At 55.1% G+C, this 20,813-nt stretch carries 16 protein-coding genes and 3 tRNA genes; 12 read left to right on the top strand and 7 right to left on the bottom strand.

Features of this window, described 5'->3' with window-relative positions; genetic code table 11:
* Positions 1–34: 34 nt before the first annotated feature.
* The 3 genes from LNA76_RS00805 (at position 35) to LNA76_RS00795 (ending at position 4,650) form a co-directional block, all read left to right on the top strand.
* Entirely contained in the window at positions 35–1,087 is a 1,053-nt protein-coding gene (locus LNA76_RS00805; protein WP_326833638.1) for a hypothetical protein, read from the top strand.
* Positions 1,088–1,171: 84 nt separating this feature from the next.
* A complete protein-coding gene (locus LNA76_RS00800) occupies positions 1,172–1,624 on the top strand; it encodes a MarR family winged helix-turn-helix transcriptional regulator (RefSeq protein WP_230017637.1) in 453 nt (150 codons plus the stop codon).
* 173 nt (positions 1,625–1,797) lie between these two features.
* A complete protein-coding gene (locus LNA76_RS00795) occupies positions 1,798–4,650 on the top strand; it encodes a M16 family metallopeptidase (RefSeq protein ID WP_230017636.1) in 2,853 nt (950 codons plus the stop codon).
* An 88-nt stretch (positions 4,651–4,738) separates the two neighbouring features.
* Here the strand turns inward: LNA76_RS00795 and dnaJ are convergent, their stop codons facing one another.
* From dnaJ to hrcA, 5 genes are all read right to left on the bottom strand, one after another.
* Positions 4,739–5,872 carry a molecular chaperone DnaJ gene (gene dnaJ, locus LNA76_RS00790; protein WP_094197406.1) on the bottom strand — a complete coding sequence of 378 codons (1,134 nt, stop codon included), beginning with the start codon at positions 5,870–5,872 and terminating at the stop codon, positions 4,739–4,741.
* Positions 5,873–5,974: 102 nt separating this feature from the next.
* A complete protein-coding gene (dnaK, locus tag LNA76_RS00785) occupies positions 5,975–7,903 on the bottom strand; it encodes a molecular chaperone DnaK (RefSeq protein ID WP_230017635.1) in 1,929 nt (642 codons plus the stop codon).
* Between the two features lie 188 nt (positions 7,904–8,091).
* Positions 8,092–8,682, bottom strand: coding sequence for a nucleotide exchange factor GrpE (gene grpE / locus LNA76_RS00780; RefSeq protein WP_094197408.1), 591 nt, complete (start codon positions 8,680–8,682; stop codon positions 8,092–8,094).
* A gap of 116 nt (positions 8,683–8,798) precedes the next feature.
* Positions 8,799–9,884 (bottom strand): ferrochelatase, encoded by a 1,086-nt coding sequence (gene hemH, locus LNA76_RS00775; protein ID WP_094197409.1) that lies wholly within the window; start codon positions 9,882–9,884, stop codon positions 8,799–8,801.
* Between the two features lie 63 nt (positions 9,885–9,947).
* Positions 9,948–10,961: a heat-inducible transcriptional repressor HrcA gene (hrcA, locus tag LNA76_RS00770; protein ID WP_094197410.1), complete on the bottom strand. Its 1,014-nt coding sequence runs from the start codon at positions 10,959–10,961 to the stop codon at positions 9,948–9,950.
* Between the two features lie 127 nt (positions 10,962–11,088).
* On the opposite strand from hrcA, the gene LNA76_RS00765 reads away from it, so the two are divergent.
* Both LNA76_RS00765 and recN read left to right on the top strand, forming a co-directional pair.
* Positions 11,089–11,988, top strand: coding sequence for an NAD kinase (locus LNA76_RS00765; RefSeq protein WP_094197411.1), 900 nt, complete (start codon positions 11,089–11,091; stop codon positions 11,986–11,988).
* A gap of 6 nt (positions 11,989–11,994) precedes the next feature.
* A complete protein-coding gene (recN, locus tag LNA76_RS00760; RefSeq protein WP_230017634.1) occupies positions 11,995–13,641 on the top strand; it encodes a DNA repair protein RecN in 1,647 nt (548 codons plus the stop codon).
* Positions 13,642–13,819: 178 nt separating this feature from the next.
* Here the strand turns inward: recN and fur are convergent, their stop codons facing one another.
* Positions 13,820–14,275 carry a ferric iron uptake transcriptional regulator gene (fur, locus tag LNA76_RS00755; protein ID WP_094197413.1) on the bottom strand — a complete coding sequence of 152 codons (456 nt, stop codon included), beginning with the start codon at positions 14,273–14,275 and terminating at the stop codon, positions 13,820–13,822.
* 146 nt (positions 14,276–14,421) lie between these two features.
* Between fur and LNA76_RS00750 the strand changes: the two genes are divergently transcribed.
* The 3 genes from LNA76_RS00750 to LNA76_RS00740 all read left to right on the top strand — a co-directional run bounded on the left by LNA76_RS00750 (position 14,422) and on the right by LNA76_RS00740 (position 16,635).
* Positions 14,422–14,889 carry an outer membrane protein assembly factor BamE gene (locus LNA76_RS00750; protein ID WP_319802190.1) on the top strand — a complete coding sequence of 156 codons (468 nt, stop codon included), beginning with the start codon at positions 14,422–14,424 and terminating at the stop codon, positions 14,887–14,889.
* A gap of 25 nt (positions 14,890–14,914) precedes the next feature.
* Positions 14,915–15,706 carry a 4-hydroxy-tetrahydrodipicolinate reductase gene (dapB, locus tag LNA76_RS00745; protein ID WP_108727812.1) on the top strand — a complete coding sequence of 264 codons (792 nt, stop codon included), beginning with the start codon at positions 14,915–14,917 and terminating at the stop codon, positions 15,704–15,706.
* A gap of 257 nt (positions 15,707–15,963) precedes the next feature.
* Positions 15,964–16,635, top strand: a complete 672-nt coding sequence (locus tag LNA76_RS00740) for a GntR family transcriptional regulator (RefSeq protein WP_108727813.1) — start codon at positions 15,964–15,966, stop codon at positions 16,633–16,635.
* Here LNA76_RS00740 and murB read toward each other — a convergent pair.
* A complete protein-coding gene (murB, locus tag LNA76_RS00735; protein WP_268253663.1) occupies positions 16,632–17,642 on the bottom strand; it encodes a UDP-N-acetylmuramate dehydrogenase in 1,011 nt (336 codons plus the stop codon). The genes LNA76_RS00740 and murB overlap by 4 nt on opposite strands.
* 331 nt (positions 17,643–17,973) lie before the next feature.
* Between murB and LNA76_RS00730 the strand changes: the two genes are divergently transcribed.
* From LNA76_RS00730 to LNA76_RS00715, 4 genes are all read left to right on the top strand, one after another.
* A tRNA-Gly gene (locus tag LNA76_RS00730) sits at positions 17,974–18,049 on the top strand.
* Between the two features lie 42 nt (positions 18,050–18,091).
* A tRNA-Cys gene (locus LNA76_RS00725) sits at positions 18,092–18,165 on the top strand.
* A 37-nt stretch (positions 18,166–18,202) separates the two neighbouring features.
* A tRNA-Gly gene (locus LNA76_RS00720) sits at positions 18,203–18,278 on the top strand.
* 281 nt (positions 18,279–18,559) lie between these two features.
* Positions 18,560–20,809, top strand: coding sequence for a putative bifunctional diguanylate cyclase/phosphodiesterase (locus LNA76_RS00715; protein ID WP_230017631.1), 2,250 nt, complete (start codon positions 18,560–18,562; stop codon positions 20,807–20,809).
* The last annotated feature ends 4 nt before the right edge of the window (positions 20,810–20,813 follow it).

Below are 20,813 nucleotides of genomic sequence, written 5' to 3'. Positions count from 1 at the left end.
CCTGAGCAATCCTGATCTTCAGATGGAGTAAGTCATGACTATAAAGACACGTTTTACGTCCAGCAGGATCGTTTTGCTCAGCCTGACAGCCAGTCTGTTCTCTACGACTGCCCAGGCCGATTTGCTGGGAGCCAGCCCTCTCGCTGTTCCAGCAAATCTGAACCTGAGTCAAAACCTGAGAACAGCAGAAACAATGGTCGTCCAACCCGGCCCGCTTGAAACGAGCTTGGCAAATACAGGTCAAGCAGTAGATAACATTCTGCCTGTCGGATTGCGCGATTACGGACAGCGTGTTGGATTAAGCGCTGATCAAATACTAGACATCCAGGATATAGAGCCCTGGAGAGCTCGAATAATGGAAGCAATTGATCTAGGCACCATCATCGACAGCGAAGGCGTCAACGTCACCCTGGACGAAACTGAACATGGCATCGATATTGTGGGCAAGCTCATTGAAAACGCCAATCTCCCACTCAACGCAGGACAAGCGGCGGGCAACTTATTGTATGGAGTCAGTGATACGGTCGGTAGCGCAAGAGGCCTGCTCCATAACGACCCCAACAATCCCAACCCGATTAGCTCCACGCTGGAAAACCTAACGGGCAGCCTTGCCGCGACAAGCGATGCACTCTTGCATGACAGCAATCAGCTACAACCTTTGCTCGGTGCTCAAACCACAGCACTCAATAACAACGCCGGTTTACTGACCCCTGTCACCAATCTGGTCGACGGGTTAACTGGTGGCTTAGCAGGCGGGAACGTCGGCAATGACGGGCTTCTGTCCCCCATTACTGGTCTGGCGCATTCCCTGACTGGCGGACTTGCGGACGGCACAGAACAAAACGCTGGCCTGCTGGCCCCTGTCACCCACCTGGTCAGCAGCGTGACGAGTGGTCTTGGTGGCGACATGGCCAATAACCCAGGCTTGTTGGCCCCCATCACCGGTCTGCTGGGCAATGGTTTGCTTAGCCCACCTGCGGCCACGACCGAAACGCCTCCTGGCAACACAGGCGCCGCCACCAATGTCGGTCTACTAAGCCCCGTCACCGGTCTGATTAACGGTTTGCTGGGCGCTCCCCCGCGTTAAGGATGTGTGCATATGCCTAATAAACAGCCCCTGAGAACGGATTGGACCGAGCCAGAAGCAAGGGACGAGGTTTTATCAGGGCATATGCAAAGCGACATTGTGCGCATGATGCTGCGCCAGTTTGATGTCTACCTGGAGGCAAACAAAACCCAGTTGGCACAAGCAGCGGGCTTGAGCCTGAATGAATACAAGGCTCTGGAGTTCGTACTGGAGTTCAAACCTCTGTCTCCCGGCAAGCTGGCCCAGCTACTGGACTTGAGTCCCAGTGGTACGCAGGCTTTGATTACACGCTTGGAAAGCGCCGGATATCTGCTGCGCAAGCCGCACCCGCGCGACGGGCGCATGACCAGCCTGTATCCCAACCAAGAGCGCTGCAAGCGCCTGATTACTGATATGAACCTGCCTGCCCATCACATCATGGATGCCACGGCACACTACAACCCCAAGCAATTGGCTGCACTTTACGATTTTCTCTTCAAGAGCCTAAGCCACCTACGCAAGGAGGCTTTGGAGAGGCTAAAACACAAACCCAGCTAGACGCGGCATCGTTTTCTTGCTGTTTTGCCCATCAGTGTCCCTGATGGGTTTTTTTTCGATCACGCCGGACATTTGTAAGGCAAGCTGCCTACCCAGCCAAACGACCCCATGCTACAAAAGACACTGGTCGGCTTGGCTGGCTTTTTCATCGCTAAAACCGTAAGGATGTGTTCATGAAACTCTCTGTACTGATTGCCGCCCTGCGCCTGCGCCATCTTGCAGGGGCTGCGCTGCTGTCCACTTCGCTGGCAGCCTATGCCCTACCCGCAGGTCTGGCCCAAGGCCCCTCTGTCGAAGGCGTCACTCAATACACTCTGGACAATGGCCTGCGCCTGGTTCTGGCCCCAGACGACTCCAAACCCACGACCACGGTCAATATGACGTATCTGGTCGGCTCACGACACGAGAACTACGGGCAAACCGGCATGGCTCACCTGCTGGAGCACATGCTGTTTCGCGGCACGCCCACCTTGCGCAATGCGCTGGGCGAATTTTCCAAACGCGGTCTGGAAGCCAACGGCACCACCTCCAGCGACCGTACCAATTACTTTGCCAGCTTCGCTGCAGATCCCGAAACCCTGAAATGGTATCTGGACTGGCAAGCCGATGTCATGGTCAACGCCTTGATCGACAAGCAGGATCTGGAAGCGGAAATGCCCGTGGTACGCAATGAAATGGAAAGCGGTGAAAACAGCCCCTTCCGTGTTCTGATGCAGAAACTGACCGCTGCCGCCTACCAATGGCATAGCTACGGCAAGACCACGATCGGCGCCCGCTCCGACGTAGAAAATGTGGATATTGAACAGCTTCGCAAGTTCTACCACGATTACTATCAGCCCGATAATGCCGTGCTTTTTATAACCGGGCAGTTCGACACCGATCAAACCCTGGAAAACATTGCCAAGGCCTTTGGCTCCATCCCCAAGCCAACTCGTACACTGCGCCCCGAATACACGGTTGAGCCGGTGCAAGACGGCACGCGCACAGTCACCTTGCGCCGACACGGTGGTACCCCCCTGATCATGTCGCTGTACCACCTGCCCAGCGCCGCCAGCCCGGAATATATGGACTTGAGCCTGGGCATCAGCGCCTTGGGCGATACCCCCAGCGGACAGTTGTACAAGAACCTGGTCAACCAGAACCTGGCTACCAGCGTATTTAGCTTTGACTCCGAAAGCCACGATCCGGGCTACGCCCTGTTTGGCGCCGAGCTCAAACCCGATATGGATCAGCAAAAGGCCTTGAAGGTCATGAATGACACGCTGGAGGGTTTAGCCAAGTCCCCGCTGAAAGAGACGGATCTGGAGCGCATCCGCAGCCAATGGATGACAGGCTGGACACAGACCTATGCCAATCCCTCCAGCTTGGCCAGTGCACTGTCTGAAGCGGCTGCCAGCGGGGACTGGCGTTTGTTCTTTCTGCAGCGCGACCGGGTAGAAGCGGCCAAGCTGCCAAACGTTCAAAAGGCGTTGGAGACCTGGTTGGTAGCCAGCAACCGCAGCAATGGTTTATACATCCCTACAGAAAAACCGCTGCGCGCCCCGCAAGCCACTACAGTAGATGTGGCCAAACTGGTGCAAGACTATACCGGCAAGGACAGTGGCAAAGCGGTAGAGGCCTTTGATCCTAGCCCTGCCAACATCATGGCCCGCACTGATCTGCGGCCCCTGTCCCTGGGCAAGGACCTGGGCGAAGTGAAAATGGCGCTGCTACCCAAGGGAACGCGCGCTGAACGTGTGGAGGCCCGCTTGTCCTTCAAGTTTGGCTCACCTGATCAACTCAAGAACCAGACAGCTACCGCCGCTGCCGTGGCCAGCCTGCTGAGCACCGGCACCAAAAAGCTGAATCGGGAACAGATTTCCGACCAGTTCACCGCCATGCAAACCCAGTTCAGCACCAGCGGCTCCAATGGCCGTTTGTACCTGAGCCTATCCTCGAATCGAGAGAACCTGCCTAAAGCCATTGCTCTGGCGCTGGATGTGCTGCGCGAGGCGAACTTCCCCGAAGACGAGCTCAAGAAATATCAGCAAGCCGTTGTAACCGACCTGAAATCGGCCAGTACCGAGCCTGCAGCCCTGGCAAGCCAGGCCATTGAACGCTATACCAACCCCTGGCCTAAAGACGATATTCGCTACACGCCCAGCTTTGAGGAAGGCATAGAGCGAGTCCAAGCGGTAAACATCAAGCAAGTACGGGACTTCCATCAAAAATTCTACGGTACGGGCGATGTCGCCTTTAGCGCCGTGGGCGACTTTGACAAGGAAGAAGTTCGCAAGGCTTTGGCGGAGGGTCTGAAGGGCTGGCGCAAAGCCCCGACCTACCAGCGTCCGGACGACCCACTGCAAACCGTGGCCCCCAAGGTCTTCGATATCAACACCCCAGACAAGGCCAACGCCTTTTATCTAGCGGATCTGGGTCTGAAGTTACAAGACAGCGATGCTGACTTTCCGGCTGTCTACTTAGCCAACTACTTGCTGGGCCTGTCTGAGACTTCGCGCCTATGGAACCGCGTGCGAGTGGAAGATGGCTTGTCCTACAACGTACGCAGTCAGGTGGAGGCGTCCAGCTATGAGCCCAATGGCTCGTGGAAGGTCTATGCCATCCACGCCCCCAGTAACAGCGAAAAACTGGGCAAGACCATCGACGAAGTACTGACTCAAACACTAAAAGATGGCTTTAGCGAGCAAGAGGTCAAAGAAGGTGTGAATGCTTTGCTGAATTATCGTCGCTTGTCGCGCAGCCAGGACACCGTGGTCAGCAGCGCCTGGTTGAACTACCTGGACCTGGGTCGTAGCTTTGAATGGTCCGAGAAAATGGACCAGGAGCTGCAAAAACTCAATGCCGAACAGGTCAATGCGGCTTTGCGCAAATACCTGAAACCCAAGGAAATGGTCGTGGCAATTGCCGCAGACCACGAACGCCAGAAACAAGGTGCTGCCGCTCCTGAAGCCCAGGAAACAAAGCAAGGACAGGCACCCGCCCCAGCTCCAACTGATGCCCCGGCTGCACTGGAAGCCCAGCCCTGATAGCTGAAACCCAGGGCCTGTTCAGGCAGGCATAAAAAAGCCCGGTACACATGTACCGGGCTTTTTATTTCGCTATCCCTTGCAGGATTCAGGAGAAGAAACCCTTCACCTTATCCGTCCAGGACTCACTTTTGGGCGAATGCTTGACGCCACCATCGTTCAAGGCCTGTTCAAACTGACGCAGCAACTTCTTTTGCTCTTCGTTCAGACGGACAGGTGTCTCGATTTGAATGTGGCAGTACAAGTCACCAGGGTAGCTAGAGCGCAAGCCCTTGATACCCTTGCCGCGCAAGCGGAATGTCTTGCCCACTTGAGTACCTTCTGGAATGGTGATTTCGCCACGCCCTGTCAGGGTAGGCACTTCCACCGTTCCGCCCAAGGCTGCCGTGGTAAAGGGGATGGTCAGCTCGCAATGCAGGTCCTCGCCATCACGCTGGAAAATACCGTGCGGCTTGATGCGGATTTCCACATACAAGTCACCGGCAGGACCACCGTTAACGCCAGGCTCGCCATTGCCGCTGGAGCGAATGCGCATGCCATCATCAATACCGGCAGGAATCTTGACCTGCAAAGTCTTGGTCTTTTTAACCTTGCCTTCGCCGTGGCACACCACGCAGGGATCAGGAATCTCCTTGCCACTACCGTGACAGGTCGGGCAGGTTTGCTGCATGCTGAAAATGCCCTGCTGCATGCGGACTGCGCCACTGCCTTGGCAGGTACGGCAAGTCTGTGCAGAGGTACCGGGTTTGGCACCCGAACCCGAGCAAGTTTCACAGTTTTCCCAGCTTGGTACGCGAATTTCTGTATCAAAACCGGCTGCTGCCTGCTCCAGGCTGATATCAAGCGCATAGCGCAAATCCGCGCCACGGTAAACCTGAGGGCCACCGCCGCGACGTCCACCGCCACCACCAAATATTTCACCAAAAATATCACCAAAGGCGTCTGCAAATCCGGCCCCGCCCATGCCACCACCCATACCGCCCATGCCGGCATTGGGATCGACTCCGGCATGACCATAGCGGTCATAGGCTTCGCGTTTCTGTTCGTCGGACAGGATCTCGTACGCTTCCTTGGCTTCCTTGAACTTTTCCTCGGCGTCCTTGCTATCCGGATTACGGTCAGGGTGGAACTTCATGGCCAGCTTGCGATACGCTTTGCGGATTTCATCCTGCGTCGCATTTTTGGCCACACCGAGAATTTCATATAAGTCGCGTTTTGCCATGTTTGATTAACGACGTCCAAACGCCGCTGTTTGAATAATAATGCCCGATCTCCAGCGTATGCCGCCAAAGATCGGGCCAGGGAACCTGAATCAGGCTCTCAATTACTGATCGCGTTTGACTTCTTTAAAGTCAGCGTCGACCACGTTCTCATCGGCGGGCTGCTGCTGGGCTGCACCTTCAGCACCTTCTTGTGCTGCGGCTTGAGCCTGCATGTCAGCGTACATCTTCTCGCCCAGTTTCTGCGAGGCCACACCCAAAGCTTCCACCTTGGCGTCGATGGCTTCCTTATCGCCTTCTTTCAGAGTTTCCTCCAGATCAGCGATTGCCTTTTCGATGGCTTCTTTCTCTGCCGCTTCCAGCTTGTCGCCGTAGTCCGTCAAGGACTTGCGGGTCGAGTGAATCAAAGCTTCGGCCTGGTTGCGAGCAACGGCCAGTTCAGCGATGCGGTGGTCTTCAGCTGCGTTGACCTCGGCATCCTTGACCATACGCTCGATCTCCTCGTCGGACAAACCGGAGTTTGCCTTGATGGTGATCTTGTTCTCTTTGCCTGTGCCCTTGTCTTTGGCGGACACATGCAAGATACCGTTGGCGTCGATGTCGAACGTCACTTCAATCTGTGGCAGACCACGTGCTGCTGGTGGAATACCCTCCAGGTTGAATTCACCCAGAGCCTTGTTACCGGCAGCAATTTCACGCTCGCCCTGGAACACCTTGATGGTCACCGCAGGCTGGTTGTCGTCAGCCGTGGAGAACACTTGCGAATGACGCGTAGGGATCGTGGTGTTCTTCTGGATCATCTTGGTCATGACGCCACCCAGGGTTTCAATACCCAGGGACAGAGGAGTCACGTCCAGCAGCAAGACGTCAGTACGGTCGCCCGACAAGACGGAACCTTGAATCGCGGCACCAGCGGCCACAGCTTCATCCGGGTTGATGTCTTTACGTGGGTCACGGCCAAAGAACTCTTTAACGCGCTCTTGCACCTTGGGCATACGGCTCATGCCGCCGACCAGGATCACATCGTCGATTTCCGACACTTTCACGCCAGCATCCTTGATGGCAACGCGGCAAGGCTCGATCGTGCGTTCGATCAGGTCTTCAACCAGCGCTTCCAGCTTGGAGCGAGTGATCTTCAGGTTCAAGTGCTTGGGACCGGAAGCATCTGCCGTGATATAAGGCAGGTTGATTTCGGTCTGCTGCGTAGAAGACAGCTCGATCTTGGCTTTTTCAGCGGATTCTTTCAGACGCTGCAAGGCCAACACATCTTTGGACAGATCAACGCCGCTTTCTTTCTTGAACTCGTCGATGATGTAGTCGATGATGCGCTTGTCAAAGTCCTCGCCACCCAGGAAGGTGTCGCCGTTGGTGGAGAGCACTTCAAACTGCTTTTCACCGTCGATGTCGGCGATTTCGATGATGGACACGTCAAACGTACCGCCACCCAAGTCATACACCGCAATCTTGCGATCACCCTTTTCAGCCTTGTCCAGGCCGAAAGCCAAAGCCGCTGCGGTTGGCTCGTTGATGATGCGTTTGACATCCAGACCGGCAATGCGGCCTGCGTCCTTGGTTGCCTGACGCTGGCTGTCGTTAAAGTAAGCAGGCACGGTAATCACGGCCTCGGTTACTTCTTCGCCCAGGTAGTCTTCGGCAGTTTTCTTCATTTTGCGCAAGATGTCGGCAGACACTTGCTGAGGTGCCATCTTCTTGCCCTGTGCTTCTACCCATGCGTCACCGTTATCAGCGGCAACAATGGTGTAAGGCACGTGTTCAATATCTGTCTGAACAGCCTTTTCAGTGAACTTACGACCGATCAAACGCTTGACCGCGAAAATGGTGTTGGCAGGGTTGGTCACAGCCTGACGTTTGGCAGGAGCGCCAACCAGGATTTCACCATCCTGCATGTAAGCCACGATGGAAGGGGTCGTACGACCACCTTCGGCATTTTCGATAATACGAACCTGGTCGCCGTCCAACACCGATACACAGCTATTGGTGGTTCCAAGGTCAATACCAATGATTTTGCCCATGATTTTTTACCTGACTAAAAGATTGATTGCGAAAGCAAATTATTTGATGAAATGCATATGGGGAACTGTGTACGCATTTCAAGAGCAACAGCCCTATTTTTTTCACTGTGCCTGCCAGAAACCCGGAAAAGAAGCTTGAAAGCGGGTTTAGCCCGGAAAGCCTGCTGGCACAGTCAGGCAAGCTCTGATTACTTGGGAGCTGACACCATCACCAAGGCGGGACGCAACACGCGATCCGAAATGGTGTAACCCTTTTGCAGCAGTTGGGCGACTGCGCCCTCTTCAAACTCCGAAGGCACGGCCGAGATAGCCTGATGCAGATGCGGATCAAACTTGTCGCCAGCTTGTGGAGCCACTTCTTTCAAGCTATTGCGTTCAAAAGCCTTGTTCAGTTGACGCAAGGTCGTCTCCACCCCTTCTTTCCAGGTTTCAGGGCTTTGCTCGCCCTGGGCCAGGGCTGCTTCCAGGCTATCACGCACCGGAATCAGGCTTTCGGCAAAGGACTCGGTGCCGAACTTACGGGCTTTAGCAACATCATCATCCGCACGACGACGGATGTTTTCCACTTCAGCTTTGGCACGCAGCAACTGGTCGTAATACTGCGACACTTTCTCCTGGGCCTGGGCCAATTCGGTCGCCAGATCAGCCGAACACTCTTCAGGCTGCTGGGCCAAAATCTCTGGCTGGTCTTGCTCGACGGTGCCCGTTTGCGCCTGCTCAGGCGTGTTTTCCGTCACTTCCCCGTCCAGAGGCTTATTGGGATCGGCGTGTGTAGCCATTCGATTTTTCTCCACTACAGAATTCGTTGATCGCATAAAAATGGGGGCATCTGCCCCCAGTTCAAGACCTGCTTTCGTATTTTGCTCGCTCGGCCCGTTAAAACCTTCCCTGGCCACTACTGGGCTGACACCAGACGGCTGGGCAACCAGCCTCCCAAATGCTGCACAGCCAGCCGTCCCAGACCTTCGATCCATTGCGGGTCGTCATTCAGGCAAGGAATGTAATGGAACTCGCGACCGCCCTCTTCCAAAAAGGCGTCGCGACACTCCACCTGAATCTCCTCCAGGGTTTCCAGGCAATCTGCCAAGAAACCGGGGCAAACGGCATCGACACGTCCTACCCCCTGCTTACCCCACTCACGCAAGGTAGGCTCGGTGTACGGCTCCAGCCAGCGCTGCGCACCAAAGCGACTTTGAAAAGCCATGTGGACTTCTACAGCAGGCTCATCGAGCGCCGCACGCAAGGCATTGGCCGTTTCACGGCAATCGCGATAATAAGGGTCACCCAGTTCCACGCAGCGGCGTGGCAAACCGTGAAAACTCAATAACAAGCGCTCTGGCTTGCCATGTTCATCCCAATAACGACGAATCAGCGCTGCCAAGGAACCAATGTAATCCGGGTGCGTGTGATAGCGCTTGAGAAAACGCAGCTCTGGCTGATTGCGCTGTTTGCCCAGATGCGCCGCGACACAATCGACCGCTGTCGCGGTCGTGCTGGCTGCATATTGTGGATAGAGGGGCAAACTCAAAATCCGCTCGCAACCTGCAGCTTTCAATTTATCCAGTCCGCTGGCAATGGACGGATTGCCATAACGCATCCCCAGCTCCACCTTTACATCGTGGCCCTGCGAGTGCAACAACTTTTGTAAACCATCGGCCTGGGCCTGGCTATAGACCAGCAAGGGGGCGCCCTGCGGCAACCAGATGTCCTTGTAACGCGGCGCCAGCTTGCTGGGACGGCGGGGCAAAATGAATAGGCGCAAAATAATCTGCCAGACCGGCTGCGGGATTTCAATTACCCGAGGATCAGACAGAAACTCGCCCAGATAACGGCGAATGGATGCCGCATCGGGCTGATCCGGCGTACCCAGATTGACCAGCAAGATACCGACCGGCCCAGCCTGGCGTACCGGAGCCTGGTCATTGAACATATCGGCGTCCTGCTCTTCGGGCAAATAAGGAGAAGCAAACAACTTGGGCATGATGATTAATACCTTAGACAGCCAGCAAACCTTCCGCCTGCCAACAGGTTGAAGATCTATCCATTAACTGGCCGAGTGATGGCTCAGGGCATTGGACAATAGCCGAGCCGTAATGTCCACGATCGGAATCACACGATCATACGCCATCCGCGATGGCCCGATCACACCCAGCGTACCCACGACTTTGCCGTCCACTCCATACGGGGCGGTAATCACAGAGACATCATCCAGCGGCAGGAGCTGGGAGTCTCCGCCGATATAAATCTGCACCCCTTCAGCCTGGCTGGACACATCCAGCAGATGCAACAGATCGGTTTTTTTCTCGAACAGGGAAAACAGACGGCGCAAACGATCCATGTCCGCCACCATTTCCGAGACATTTAACAACTTGCTCTCGCCAGCGATCACCACGGCCTCCTCACTGTCAGGCTGATGGCTGCCTACATCCACCGCTTGCTGCATCAGGCGCGAAATGTCCGCCTGCAAAGAGCTAAGCTCCTGCGACAAGGCCAGCTTGACCGACTCAAAAGACAGGCCAGAGAAATGCTGATTGAAAAAGTTGCTGGCCTCAACCAGCTCCTGCTCCAGGTAATCACGCGGCACAAACAGGATACGGTTTTGCACATCGCCATCTGGTGTGACGATAATCAGCAACACTCGCTTGTCGGACAGGCGAATAAACTCAATCTGCCGGAAGGTCTGCGCTTTTTTCGGTGCCAGCACCACGCCAGCAAACTGCGACAGATTCGACAGCAAGGCAGCGGCGGAACTGACCGCCCGGTTGGGTTCATCAAAAGGCAGATACTGGCTAAGGTTGCGAGCATCAGGCCGCTCGAAACGCTCTGCCGCTAATAGACGATCCACAAACAAGCGGTAACCCTTGGGCGTGGGAATACGCCCCGCCGAGGTGTGCGGGCTGTGAATCAGTCCCAAGCCTTCCAACTCGGCCATCACATTTCGAATGGTGGCCGGAGAAAAATCAAAAACGGTCGATAAGGTACGAGACCCTACCGGCTGACCATCGGCGATGTAACGCTCGATCAGCACCTTCAACAAGGCATTTGCTCTGTCATCCATGTCGCGTACGTCACTTAAAAACACCAGCACTGCATGATAAAGGGGAGAATCTTACAGCCAAGCCTAGAGTGGCAACTCTATAATCCACTGATCGCCATTATTTCATTAATCTTAAGGTTTTCGCCCCATGCATTTCAAAACGGTTGCCATTGTTGGCAGATACCAGGACTCCGGCTTGGATGCGCCCATCCGATCGCTGGCCAATACCCTGGTCAGCACTGGTTGCTCGGTATTGCTTGAGGCCACAACCGCCCAGAATGCCGGTATTACCGAATTTCCCATCGGCGATTATGCCCAAATTGGCGAGCACGCCGATCTGGCTATCGTGATGGGCGGCGACGGCACCATGATAGGCGCGGCTCGCGAATTAGCCCACAGTAAAGTCCCCCTGATCGGAATCAACCATGGTCGCCTGGGCTTTATTACCGATATTCCCTTGAATGACGCCAACGACGCCTTGCTGAGCGTTCTCAAAGGCGAGTATGACGTTGAAGAGCGCTCCATGCTGGAAGGCCGCGTCGTGCGCGACGGACAAGTGCTGTATTCAGGCGTGGCCCTGAACGATGTGGTCATCAACCGCGCTGGCCGTGGCGGCATGATCGAGCTGCGCGTAGAACTGGATGGTGTATTCATGTATCGCCAGCGCTCGGACGGCCTGATCATCTCCACTCCCACCGGCTCGACCGCCTATGCTTTGGCCGCCAGCGGCCCCTTGCTGCACCCGTCCCTGAAAGCCTTTTTGCTGGTGCCTGTCGCGCCGCAAACCCTGTCTAACCGGCCCATCGTGCTACCCGACACAGGTACCTTGAACTTGACCATTACGGCACTGGGCCGGGTGGAATCAGGTGGCAGTGTGCACTTTGACATGCAAACCTGGTCCGACTGTCAGCAGGGAGACCGCATTGATGTGCGTCGCTCCCAGGACACCATTCGCTTTATCCATCCCAAGGGCTACAGCTTTTTTTCCACTCTGCGCCAAAAACTGGGCTGGAATCACATCCCTTTGCCTAACGACGAAAACGAATAAACCTCTATGCTCCGTACCCTGCACGTTCGAGACTTTGTCATCGTGGATCAAGCCACGATTGATTTCGACACCGGCTTCACGGTCTTTTCCGGGGAGACCGGCGCTGGCAAATCCATCCTGATTGACGCGCTCTCCCTGGTTCTGGGAGCACGCGGCGATGCCAAAGCCATACGCGAAGGCTGCACACGCACTGAAGTCAGCGCACACTTCGATTGCGAACAAGACATTCAGCGCTGGCTGAGCGAGCGTGACTTCGATGTTTCGGACGAGTTGATCTTGCGTCGTCTGATTGACCTGCAAGGGCGCAACCGCAGCTACATCAACGGCAGCGCAGCAACCTTGACCCAGTTGCGTGAGCTGGGCGAATTGCTGGTGGATATTCACGGCCAGCACGCACATCAAAGCCTGATGAATCCTCACAGTCAGTACGATCTGCTCGATAGCCAAGGCGGCCATTTGCCACTGGCGCGTCAAGTGGCACAATCCTGGCAGCAATTGAGCCAGGCGCGCAAAGCCGTCGAGCAAGCCAGCCAAAGTGCGGAACAAGGCAAGCGCGAGCAAGAGCGCCTGGAATGGCAGATCAATGAGCTCTCCAGCCTGAATCTGCGCGCTGGGGAATGGGACCAGCTACAACAAGAACACACCCGTCTGTCTCATGCTCAAGCCCTGATTGATGGCAGTGCGCTGGCCCTGACCGCTCTGGATGGCGAGGAAACCTCGGTACAGCAACTGCTGGGCAAGGCCAGCCACGAAATGAGCGCCCTATTGCGCCATGACCCTGGCCTGCAAGCGATTGTGGATGCGCTGGAGTCGGCACAAATTGCCGTCACCGAAGCGGCTTCGGATCTGAACAGCTACTTAAGCGATATGGAGCTGGACCCCGAGCGCCTGGCTCAAGCAGAGGAGCGGGTGTCAGCCATTTTCAGTGCCGCGCGCAAACTGAAAGTGGAGCCCGAGGAATTACCCAGTCTGCTGGACTCCTGGCAGGAGCAGCTCGCACAGTTACAGCAATCTTTTGATTTGGAGGCCTTGCAAGCCAAGGCCCAGCACGCGCAGAAGCAGTATCAGGAGCTTAGCGGCAAGCTCAGTGCGGCAAGACGCAAAACCAGTGTGCAGCTTGGCAAACAAGTCAGCCAGGCCATGCAGTCCATGGCCATGCAAGGCGGCCGTTTCGAGGTCGCCCTGACCGCCTGCGAACCTCAAGTCCATGGTGTCGAGCACGTGGAGTTCCTGGTTGCAGGTCACGAAGGCGTCACACCGCGTCCACTGGCCAAAGTGGCCTCTGGAGGTGAGTTGGCTCGAATCTCCCTGGCGCTGTCTGTGATCGCCAGTCAAGCGGCTCGTGTACCTACCTTGATTTTTGATGAAGTCGATACCGGTGTGGGTGGCGCAGTGGCCGAAGTGGTAGGACGTCTACTGCAAGAGCTGGGCGCACGCCATCAGGTTCTGTGCGTGACCCACCTGCCCCAGGTGGCTGCCTGTGGGAACCATCATCTGAAAGTCGAGAAAACGACCGAACAAGGCCAGACTTTTTCCTCGATCCGCCCCTTGACGCAAGATGAACGGGTAGATGAGATTGCCCGTATGCTGGGTGGTCTGAAAATTACGCAAACCACGCGTGAACATGCACGGGAAATGCTGGCGCGACAGTAAAGCCGCTTTTGAAACGCAAACCAAACCACCAGCGCCGCAGCAACTGGTGGTTTTTTCATGTCCGGCTGTGATGCCCTATGGCCTGAATCTGACTGTTCTTTGAATTTTCAGAATGCCGTCCTGGCTATCCTGCCCCCCAATCGTCAGATCCTGGGCCTGCGGGCCAGCTACAACAGAATTAACTACGCAAACCGGGCTTGGCCTGCTTGCCCGCTTCCGAACATTTGGGGCAAATACCATACAACAGCATCGTATGGCTCTCCAGCACAAAACCGTGATCCTGTGCGACCTGATGCTGACGGGCTTCGATATTGCTGTCGGTAAACTCTTCGACAACGCCACAATTGGTGCAAATCAGGTGATCGTGGTGATCGCCATCATTCAGTTCAAAGACGGCCTTGCCGCCGTCAAACTGGCTACGCACCAAAATGCCGGCTTGTTCAAACTGGGTCAACACACGGTATACCGTGGCCAAACCAATATCGACTTCTTCAGCAATGAGCAAACGGTATACGTCTTCAGCGCTCAGGTGTCGTTGGCCGTCCTGATCGGAGCGGCGAAAAATATCCAGAATCTTCAGGCGTGGAAACGTCGCCTTAAGCCCCATGTTCTTCAGTTCATTTTGATCGTTCATGGCTAAATTATCGCATCTTGATGGGGATGGATCTCAAGTCCGTTCTGATTGAAAACCAGCTCGTCTTGAGGCGGTTCAACGCGCAATTCATGCGCTTTTTCCTAAACCCTTATATGATAACGATTTTATTCCTACTGGGGCATTTCGTGCAGAAGAAGGCCAATTCATTCACTCCTGTCATCCGCGCCATACTCGCAGCCAGCTTGGCTGCCGCCGCCCTGAGCGCCTGCGGATCCTCCAAATGGGGCTTCCCATACCGCGCAGACATTCAGCAGGGGAACTGGATCACTGCCGAGCAAGTGGCCCGCCTGCAACCGGGGATGACTCGCGAACAGGTACGTTATCTGCTGGGCTCACCGACCTTGCAAGACATTTTCCACGCTGACCGTTGGGACTATCCTTACCTGAACCGACCTGGCTACGGCAAGATCGAGCAGCGCACGTTCACCGTCTGGTTTGAAGGCGACACCCTGGTTCGCTGGCAAGGCGACGAACAGCCTGATCGCCAACCATTCGAGCGCAGCGATACCGGCAAGAAACAAACGCCACCTCCCGCTGACGCCGAAAACACGGCCCCCACGCCCAGCGTGACCGGCAACCAGCCCACGCTTTAAGCTTTACGTTAAGGACACTGGATACATGCGCATTGCCATTGCTGGCGCAGACGGCCGTATGGGCCGTATGCTGATTGAAGCTGTTTTGAACAGTACCGACCTGACACTGGCCGCCGCCTTGGACCACAGCGGCTCCAAAGCCATCGGCCAGGATGCAGGAGCTTTTCTGGGTAAAGACACGGGAATCAAGATCACGGACGATCTGAACGCCCTGGCCCAAGCCGACTGCCTGATTGACTTCACCCGCCCTGAAGGCACCCTGGCCCATCTGGATGCCTGCGTCCAACACGGCACCCGTCTGGTGATTGGCACCACCGGCTTTTCTGAAGCGGAGAAACAACAGATCCAAGCCGCTGGCCGCGAGATTGCCATTGTCTTCGCCCCGAACATGAGCGTGGGCGTCAATGCAACCTTGAAACTGATTGAAATGGCCGCTGCCTTGTTGAACCAGGGTTTCGACGCCGAGGTATTTGAAGCCCACCATCGCAACAAGGTGGATGCACCCTCGGGCACCGCCTTGGCCATGGGTGAAGTCATCGCCCAGACCTGGGGCGAATCCCTGAACGATGTAGCCGACTGGGCCCGTCACGGACATACCGGGGCGCGTCAGGATGGCCGCATTGGTTTTTCCGTTGTCCGTGGTGGCGACATTGTGGGCGACCACACCGTGTTTTTCTGCGGTGAAGGCGAGCGCATCGAAATTTCGCATCGCTCCAGCAGCCGTGCCGGTTATGCCAATGGCAGCCTGCGTGCCGCCCGTTTCCTGGGCGATAAAAGCACCGGCCTGTACACCATGCAGGACGTACTGGGCCTGTAAGTTCCTGACTTGCAAACGCTCTGATAAAAAGCCGGCTTTCGAGCCGGCTTTTTTACGCCGCGCAACATCAAGCCATTGGGCCTCCTTTTTCGCTTATTGGCGACCCACTACTTCAGCCATTTATTTTATTGTTTGGACTGCAGCATAGATTTCATCTTGAATATCAGTACATATTCAATAAGAAATACCGAATACAATCAGAGCCACCCCTACAAAATCAGCCATGAAGCTACATTACGCACCCACGGAGACGCTACATGAGTATTCCCTCCTCCTCTGCTGACACGTTGCTGGCTACCCAAGCCTTCCAGGCATTTCGTCATTTATTGGCGACCGGGCAGGTACGCGCGGGGCAGATGGTGTCGATGGCGGAGCTGATGAAACTGAGCGACTTTCCACTGGCTCCGGTGCGCGAGGCCGTCAAGCGGGCGGCGGCGGCCGGGCTGGTCTCTATCTTGCCCAAGCGCGGCGTTCTGGTTTTGGAGGCAACCACGGAAGCCCTACGGGAATGTTTTCAGTTGCGCTGTGTCTTCGATCAGGAAGGGGCCAGGGTATTGGCAAGCCGTGCCACGCAGCCCGCACTGGAGAGCTTGCGGGAACAACACCAGAAAATCCTGGAGCAGGCGCAAAGCGGCCTTGTCACCACCGCATTGCAGATCCAGGCCATGGAAGTGGACTGGGCCTTGCACCGTTATCTGGCACAAGCGTTGCAGAACCGCTCGGCCATGACGATTTACGAAGAAAATTGTGATCGCATCAATGTGCTGCAGCACTCGCGACGCCCTTTGCCCGAGCGCATCGTACCCGCCATGAAGGAACATTTGCACATTCTGGACACGCTGCAGGCGGGCAAACCCGAAGCGGCCATGGAAGCGGTACGCCACCATCTGGCACAAACGCTGCGATGGTGGGGCGCGGTAGACGCTTAATTCACCATAACGGGCTCTTGTTCCAGCTCCACGCCAAAGCGTTCCCGAACAGAGCCACGAATTGCTTGGGCCAAGTGTTCAATATCATGCGCGGTCCCGCCGCCATGATTTACCAGCACCAAAGCCTGACGGTCGTGTACACCCACCGCGCCATCGCGCTTGCCTTTCCAGCCACACTGGTCAATCAACCAGCCTGCCGCTAACTTGCATTGGCCTTGCCCAAGGTCATAAGAGACCAGATTGGGCCATTGCTGCTTCAAGGCATCACGCTGCTCGGTCTGCACCACGGGATTCTTGAAGAAACTGCCCGCATTACCCAGGACGCGGGGATCAGGCAATTTTTGACGACGAATCTTGCAGACCGCATCAAAAATGCGTTGAGGGTCTGGCTCCCCCGCCAAATGAGCTTGTTTATTCAGATCGGGATACGCCAGCACCGGTGTCCATTGACGTGGTAAGGCAAAACGCACGGCCAGAATCAACCAGCTACCCGCCGGATCGTGCTTGAAGCGGCTGTCTCTATAGGCAAAGCCACACTCGGCCGCAGACAGTTCCACCTCTTTGCCTTCTTTAAAGCTCCAGGCCAGCACGCTGTGCACCCGCTGCTCCAGTTCCAGGCCATAAGCACCAATGTTCTGAACCGGAGCCGCACCCACCGTACCGGGAATCAACGCCAGGTTCTCCAAACCAGGCCAGCCCAGATTCAAGCAATGCTGAACAAAATCATGCCAGCACTCGCCCGCCTGCGCCTCCACAACATAGACATCGTCCCGCTCTTGCAGCAGACGGATCCCTTTGCTTTCCACCTTGATCACCAGGGCATCCACGTGCTCGGCCAGCACCACATTGCTGCCACCGCCCAGCACAAAGATACGCTCGCCCTGCTCCACCAGCGCTTGCAAGGCAGGTAGCTGGGTAACATTGTCATACACCACCAGGTCGCGCGCGCGGCTATCCAAACCCAAGGTATTAAAAGAGCTCAAATCCACATTACGCTGCCTGTCCACGGCCCTGTCTCACAATCAAAGAAAGCAGTAAGCATAGCTCGGACGGCCTATTTTCCGGAAAAATTTACAGAATCTATTGACAAGCATATTTCCTGCGGTCTATAGTTACGTTCTTGCTTAGCGCAGCGTTGGTTTCGCAGCAAAAAGCAGTTTATAGGCAGGCTAGTTTGTTAGGCAGTACAGATAAAAAGCGTAAGCGATAAAAAGCATAAGCAAAATATCAAAAACTCTTGACAAACAAAGATAGCCACTCTAAACTAGCTTTCTTTACTTAATAAGCAAAAGCTAATAAGTAAATCGCTGAAAACAGATTCAATCTGCACAGCAAAATGCGGGAGTAGCTCAGTTGGTAGAGCGCAACCTTGCCAAGGTTGAGGTCGCGAGTTCGAGACTCGTCTCCCGCTCCAGATTCCTAAGGGAAGCCTAGGCTTCCCTTTTTAATCGACCACGGCGCAATGGCAGAGTGGTTATGCAGCGGATTGCAAATCCGTCTAGGTCGGTTCGATTCCGGCTTGCGCCTCCAGTAATGCTGGTCACAAGTCGGTAGTGCAGTAAAAAATGCGGGAGTAGCTCAGTTGGTAGAGCGCAACCTTGCCAAGGTTGAGGTCGCGAGTTCGAGACTCGTCTCCCGCTCCAAATTCAGAAAGCCCAAACTTCGGTTTGGGCTTTTTTTCGTCCTGCCTCCCCCCATTTCCTCCCCTTGCTGTCACAGCCACGGCCTGCTGTTGCCTGCCCGTTACGTATAACTACCTACATATAGATAAGACAACACCGCCCGCCTGAGGGTATAAATATCAGTAAACGGCAGTTACACAGAACAAACCGGAGGGGCACCAGCTCCCAAACATAAACGTAATCGATACGGCCACCAGTTATTGATTATTTTTACAGTTAAATCTATGGAGCACAGGACAACTATGAAATCCCTCTCCTCCCCGGTACCTGTCGAAGAAAATCGTCGCCTACGCATCCTAGCGGAGTACAAACTGCTAGATACCCCCCCTACAGAAGAGTTTGACCGGCTCGTTAACCTGGCAGCCAGATTATTCAAGGTACCGATCGCTCTGATTTCGCTGATAGATAGGGACCGACAGTTTTTCAAGGCACGTGTTGGTATTGATCTGCGCGAAACAAGGCGCGCTGATTCGTTTTGCACGACGACCATCCTGTCCAATGACATTTTGCTTGTCCCGGACGCCTTGAACGCCCCCCACTTTGCACCGAACCCATTAGTCACCAAACCGCCACACGTTCGCTTCTATGCGGGAAAACCACTACTCGCCCCGACGGGGGAGCGATTGGGCACGGTATGCCTGATGGATACCAAGCCGCGCCATGTCTTCACCGAAACTGATCGTGCCAACCTTTCCGACCTGGCAACCCTGGTAATGGCGCGAATGGAAGCGCACCGCCTGGAACAAACCAAATCAGACAGCAAAGCCCGTTTTGAAAATATCGCAGCCACCTCCCCTGATGCCATCATCTGCTCTGACGAGCATGGCCGCATCACGTTCTGGAATCGCTCTGCAGAGAAAATCTTTGGCTATCTAGCTGACGAGACCCTCAACCAGCCAGGATCGATTATTGTGCCCGACAATTGGCGTAAGATTTACGAGAAAGAGCTTTTACGGCTGCGACAGGGCGAGCGAATGAAACTTGCTGACCGCACGATCGAACTATCCGCTTTGCGTAAGGACGGAACCGAGTTCCCGGCAGAGTTCTCATTATCGACCTGGGTTGAAGCAGACACCACCCATATCGGCGCCATTGTGCGAGACATCACTGAGCGCCGGCATCATGAAGAAAGGCTGTTTCAACTGGCCTCGCTAGACGCACTAACAAACCTTGCCAACCGGGAAATGTGGCGGGCACGCCTTGCCCAAACGCTTGCCAACGAAACCCCTGCAACCATATTGTTAATTGAGCTGGACGACTTCAAGGAAATCAACGATACCTTCGGCCACTCGGCTGGCGATGCCGCCCTCAAACACATCGCCCAGCAATTAAAGTCGACATTTCCCAACGCCATTAAGCTTGCTCGATTCGGTGGCGACGAGTTTATGGCCTTGCTGCCCGGAAACGGCGTGCAGGCGGCACGAAGAGCCGCACAAACACTGATCAACGTCTTTGCAACGCCGTATAACTTTGCTGGCCAGTCTTTTGACACTAGTATCAGCATTGGCGTGGTTCTCGCGCCGACGCACGGCACTAGCGCCGAGGATATTCTGAGCGCAGCCGATCTGGCGCTCTACAAAGCGAAATCATCCGGTAAGGGATACTACGAGGTGTTCTCTCCGGCCTTGCGCGAGGTCGCTGTCGCACGCAGATCGTTCGAGCGGGAATTACGCCTGGCCTTTGAAAACGATGAGTTTGAGCTTTTCTACCAACCCCAAGTATCAACACACACTAGGCAGTTGACCGGAGCAGAAGCACTGATTCGGTGGAACCACCCTACAAGGGGCTTGTTAACGCCGCTCTCTTTTATTGATGTGCTCAACGAAAAGCCATCTGCGCCTGCTATAGGAGAATGGATATTACAAACGGCCTGCCGTCAGGCCGTCCGCTGGCAAGCAACCATCCCCGATTTTCGTATCAGCGTAAACCTGTTCGAGGCACAGCTACGTACCAATCGCCTGCTCTACACAATCAGCGCTCTACTGGCTGAAACAGGTCTGCCTGCCAGTTCTCTTGAGCTGGAAATCGTGGAGACCTCCTTGCTTCGCAACGAAGCAGTCACCAAAAACTTGTTTCGCGGTTTACGAAACATAGGCGTTGGTCTGGCCTTCGACGACTACGGGACAGGCTATGCATCATTAAGTCTGCTAAAAACATATCCAGTCAGCCGCCTAAAAATCGACCGGTCATTCATCCACCATGTCTACGAATATGCCGGAAATGCCGCACTGGTCAGGGCTATTATCTACTTAGCCAAGAACTTTGGCCTGGATGTGATTGCAGAAGGCGTGGAAACGGAAGAGCAATTCATATTCCTTAAAAATAATGAATGCCCAGAAATACAAGGCTATCTTTTTGGAAGACCTGTTTCAGCTGAAACATTCACAGCGCAATTTATCGAGCACCAGGGCCCACTTAACTTTCCGCACGCCAGGCAAGCAGTCAACGCGGGATCAACCGAACAACTCATGACTGGCAAAGATGGCCCTTGATCTT

This window comes from Alcaligenes sp. MMA, from assembly GCF_020907215.1.
GTDB lineage: Bacteria > Pseudomonadota > Gammaproteobacteria > Burkholderiales > Burkholderiaceae_B > Alcaligenes > Alcaligenes aquatilis.
This window is presented reverse-complemented; position numbering and strand designations above follow the sequence as displayed.

What these genes read in the sequence shown, in the direction of transcription:
- LNA76_RS00805 (WP_326833638.1), top strand. Translation starts at nt 35, where the DNA reads ATGACTATAAAGACACGTTTTACGTCCAGCAGGATCGTTTTGCTCAGC.
- LNA76_RS00800 (WP_230017637.1), top strand. Translation starts at nt 1,172, where the DNA reads ATGCAAAGCGACATTGTGCGCATGATGCTGCGCCAGTTTGATGTCTAC.
- LNA76_RS00795 (WP_230017636.1), top strand. Translation starts at nt 1,798, where the DNA reads ATGAAACTCTCTGTACTGATTGCCGCCCTGCGCCTGCGCCATCTTGCA.
- dnaJ (WP_094197406.1), bottom strand. Translation starts at nt 5,872, where the DNA reads ATGGCAAAACGCGACTTATATGAAATTCTCGGTGTGGCCAAAAATGCG.
- dnaK (WP_230017635.1), bottom strand. Translation starts at nt 7,903, where the DNA reads ATGGGCAAAATCATTGGTATTGACCTTGGAACCACCAATAGCTGTGTA.
- grpE (WP_094197408.1), bottom strand. Translation starts at nt 8,682, where the DNA reads ATGGCTACACACGCCGATCCCAATAAGCCTCTGGACGGGGAAGTGACG.
- hemH (WP_094197409.1), bottom strand. Translation starts at nt 9,884, where the DNA reads ATGCCCAAGTTGTTTGCTTCTCCTTATTTGCCCGAAGAGCAGGACGCC.
- hrcA (WP_094197410.1), bottom strand. Translation starts at nt 10,961, where the DNA reads ATGGATGACAGAGCAAATGCCTTGTTGAAGGTGCTGATCGAGCGTTAC.
- LNA76_RS00765 (WP_094197411.1), top strand. Translation starts at nt 11,089, where the DNA reads ATGCATTTCAAAACGGTTGCCATTGTTGGCAGATACCAGGACTCCGGC.
- recN (WP_230017634.1), top strand. Translation starts at nt 11,995, where the DNA reads ATGCTCCGTACCCTGCACGTTCGAGACTTTGTCATCGTGGATCAAGCC.
- fur (WP_094197413.1), bottom strand. Translation starts at nt 14,275, where the DNA reads ATGAACGATCAAAATGAACTGAAGAACATGGGGCTTAAGGCGACGTTT.
- dapB (WP_108727812.1), top strand. Translation starts at nt 14,915, where the DNA reads ATGCGCATTGCCATTGCTGGCGCAGACGGCCGTATGGGCCGTATGCTG.
- LNA76_RS00740 (WP_108727813.1), top strand. Translation starts at nt 15,964, where the DNA reads ATGAGTATTCCCTCCTCCTCTGCTGACACGTTGCTGGCTACCCAAGCC.
- LNA76_RS00715 (WP_230017631.1), top strand. Translation starts at nt 18,560, where the DNA reads ATGAAATCCCTCTCCTCCCCGGTACCTGTCGAAGAAAATCGTCGCCTA.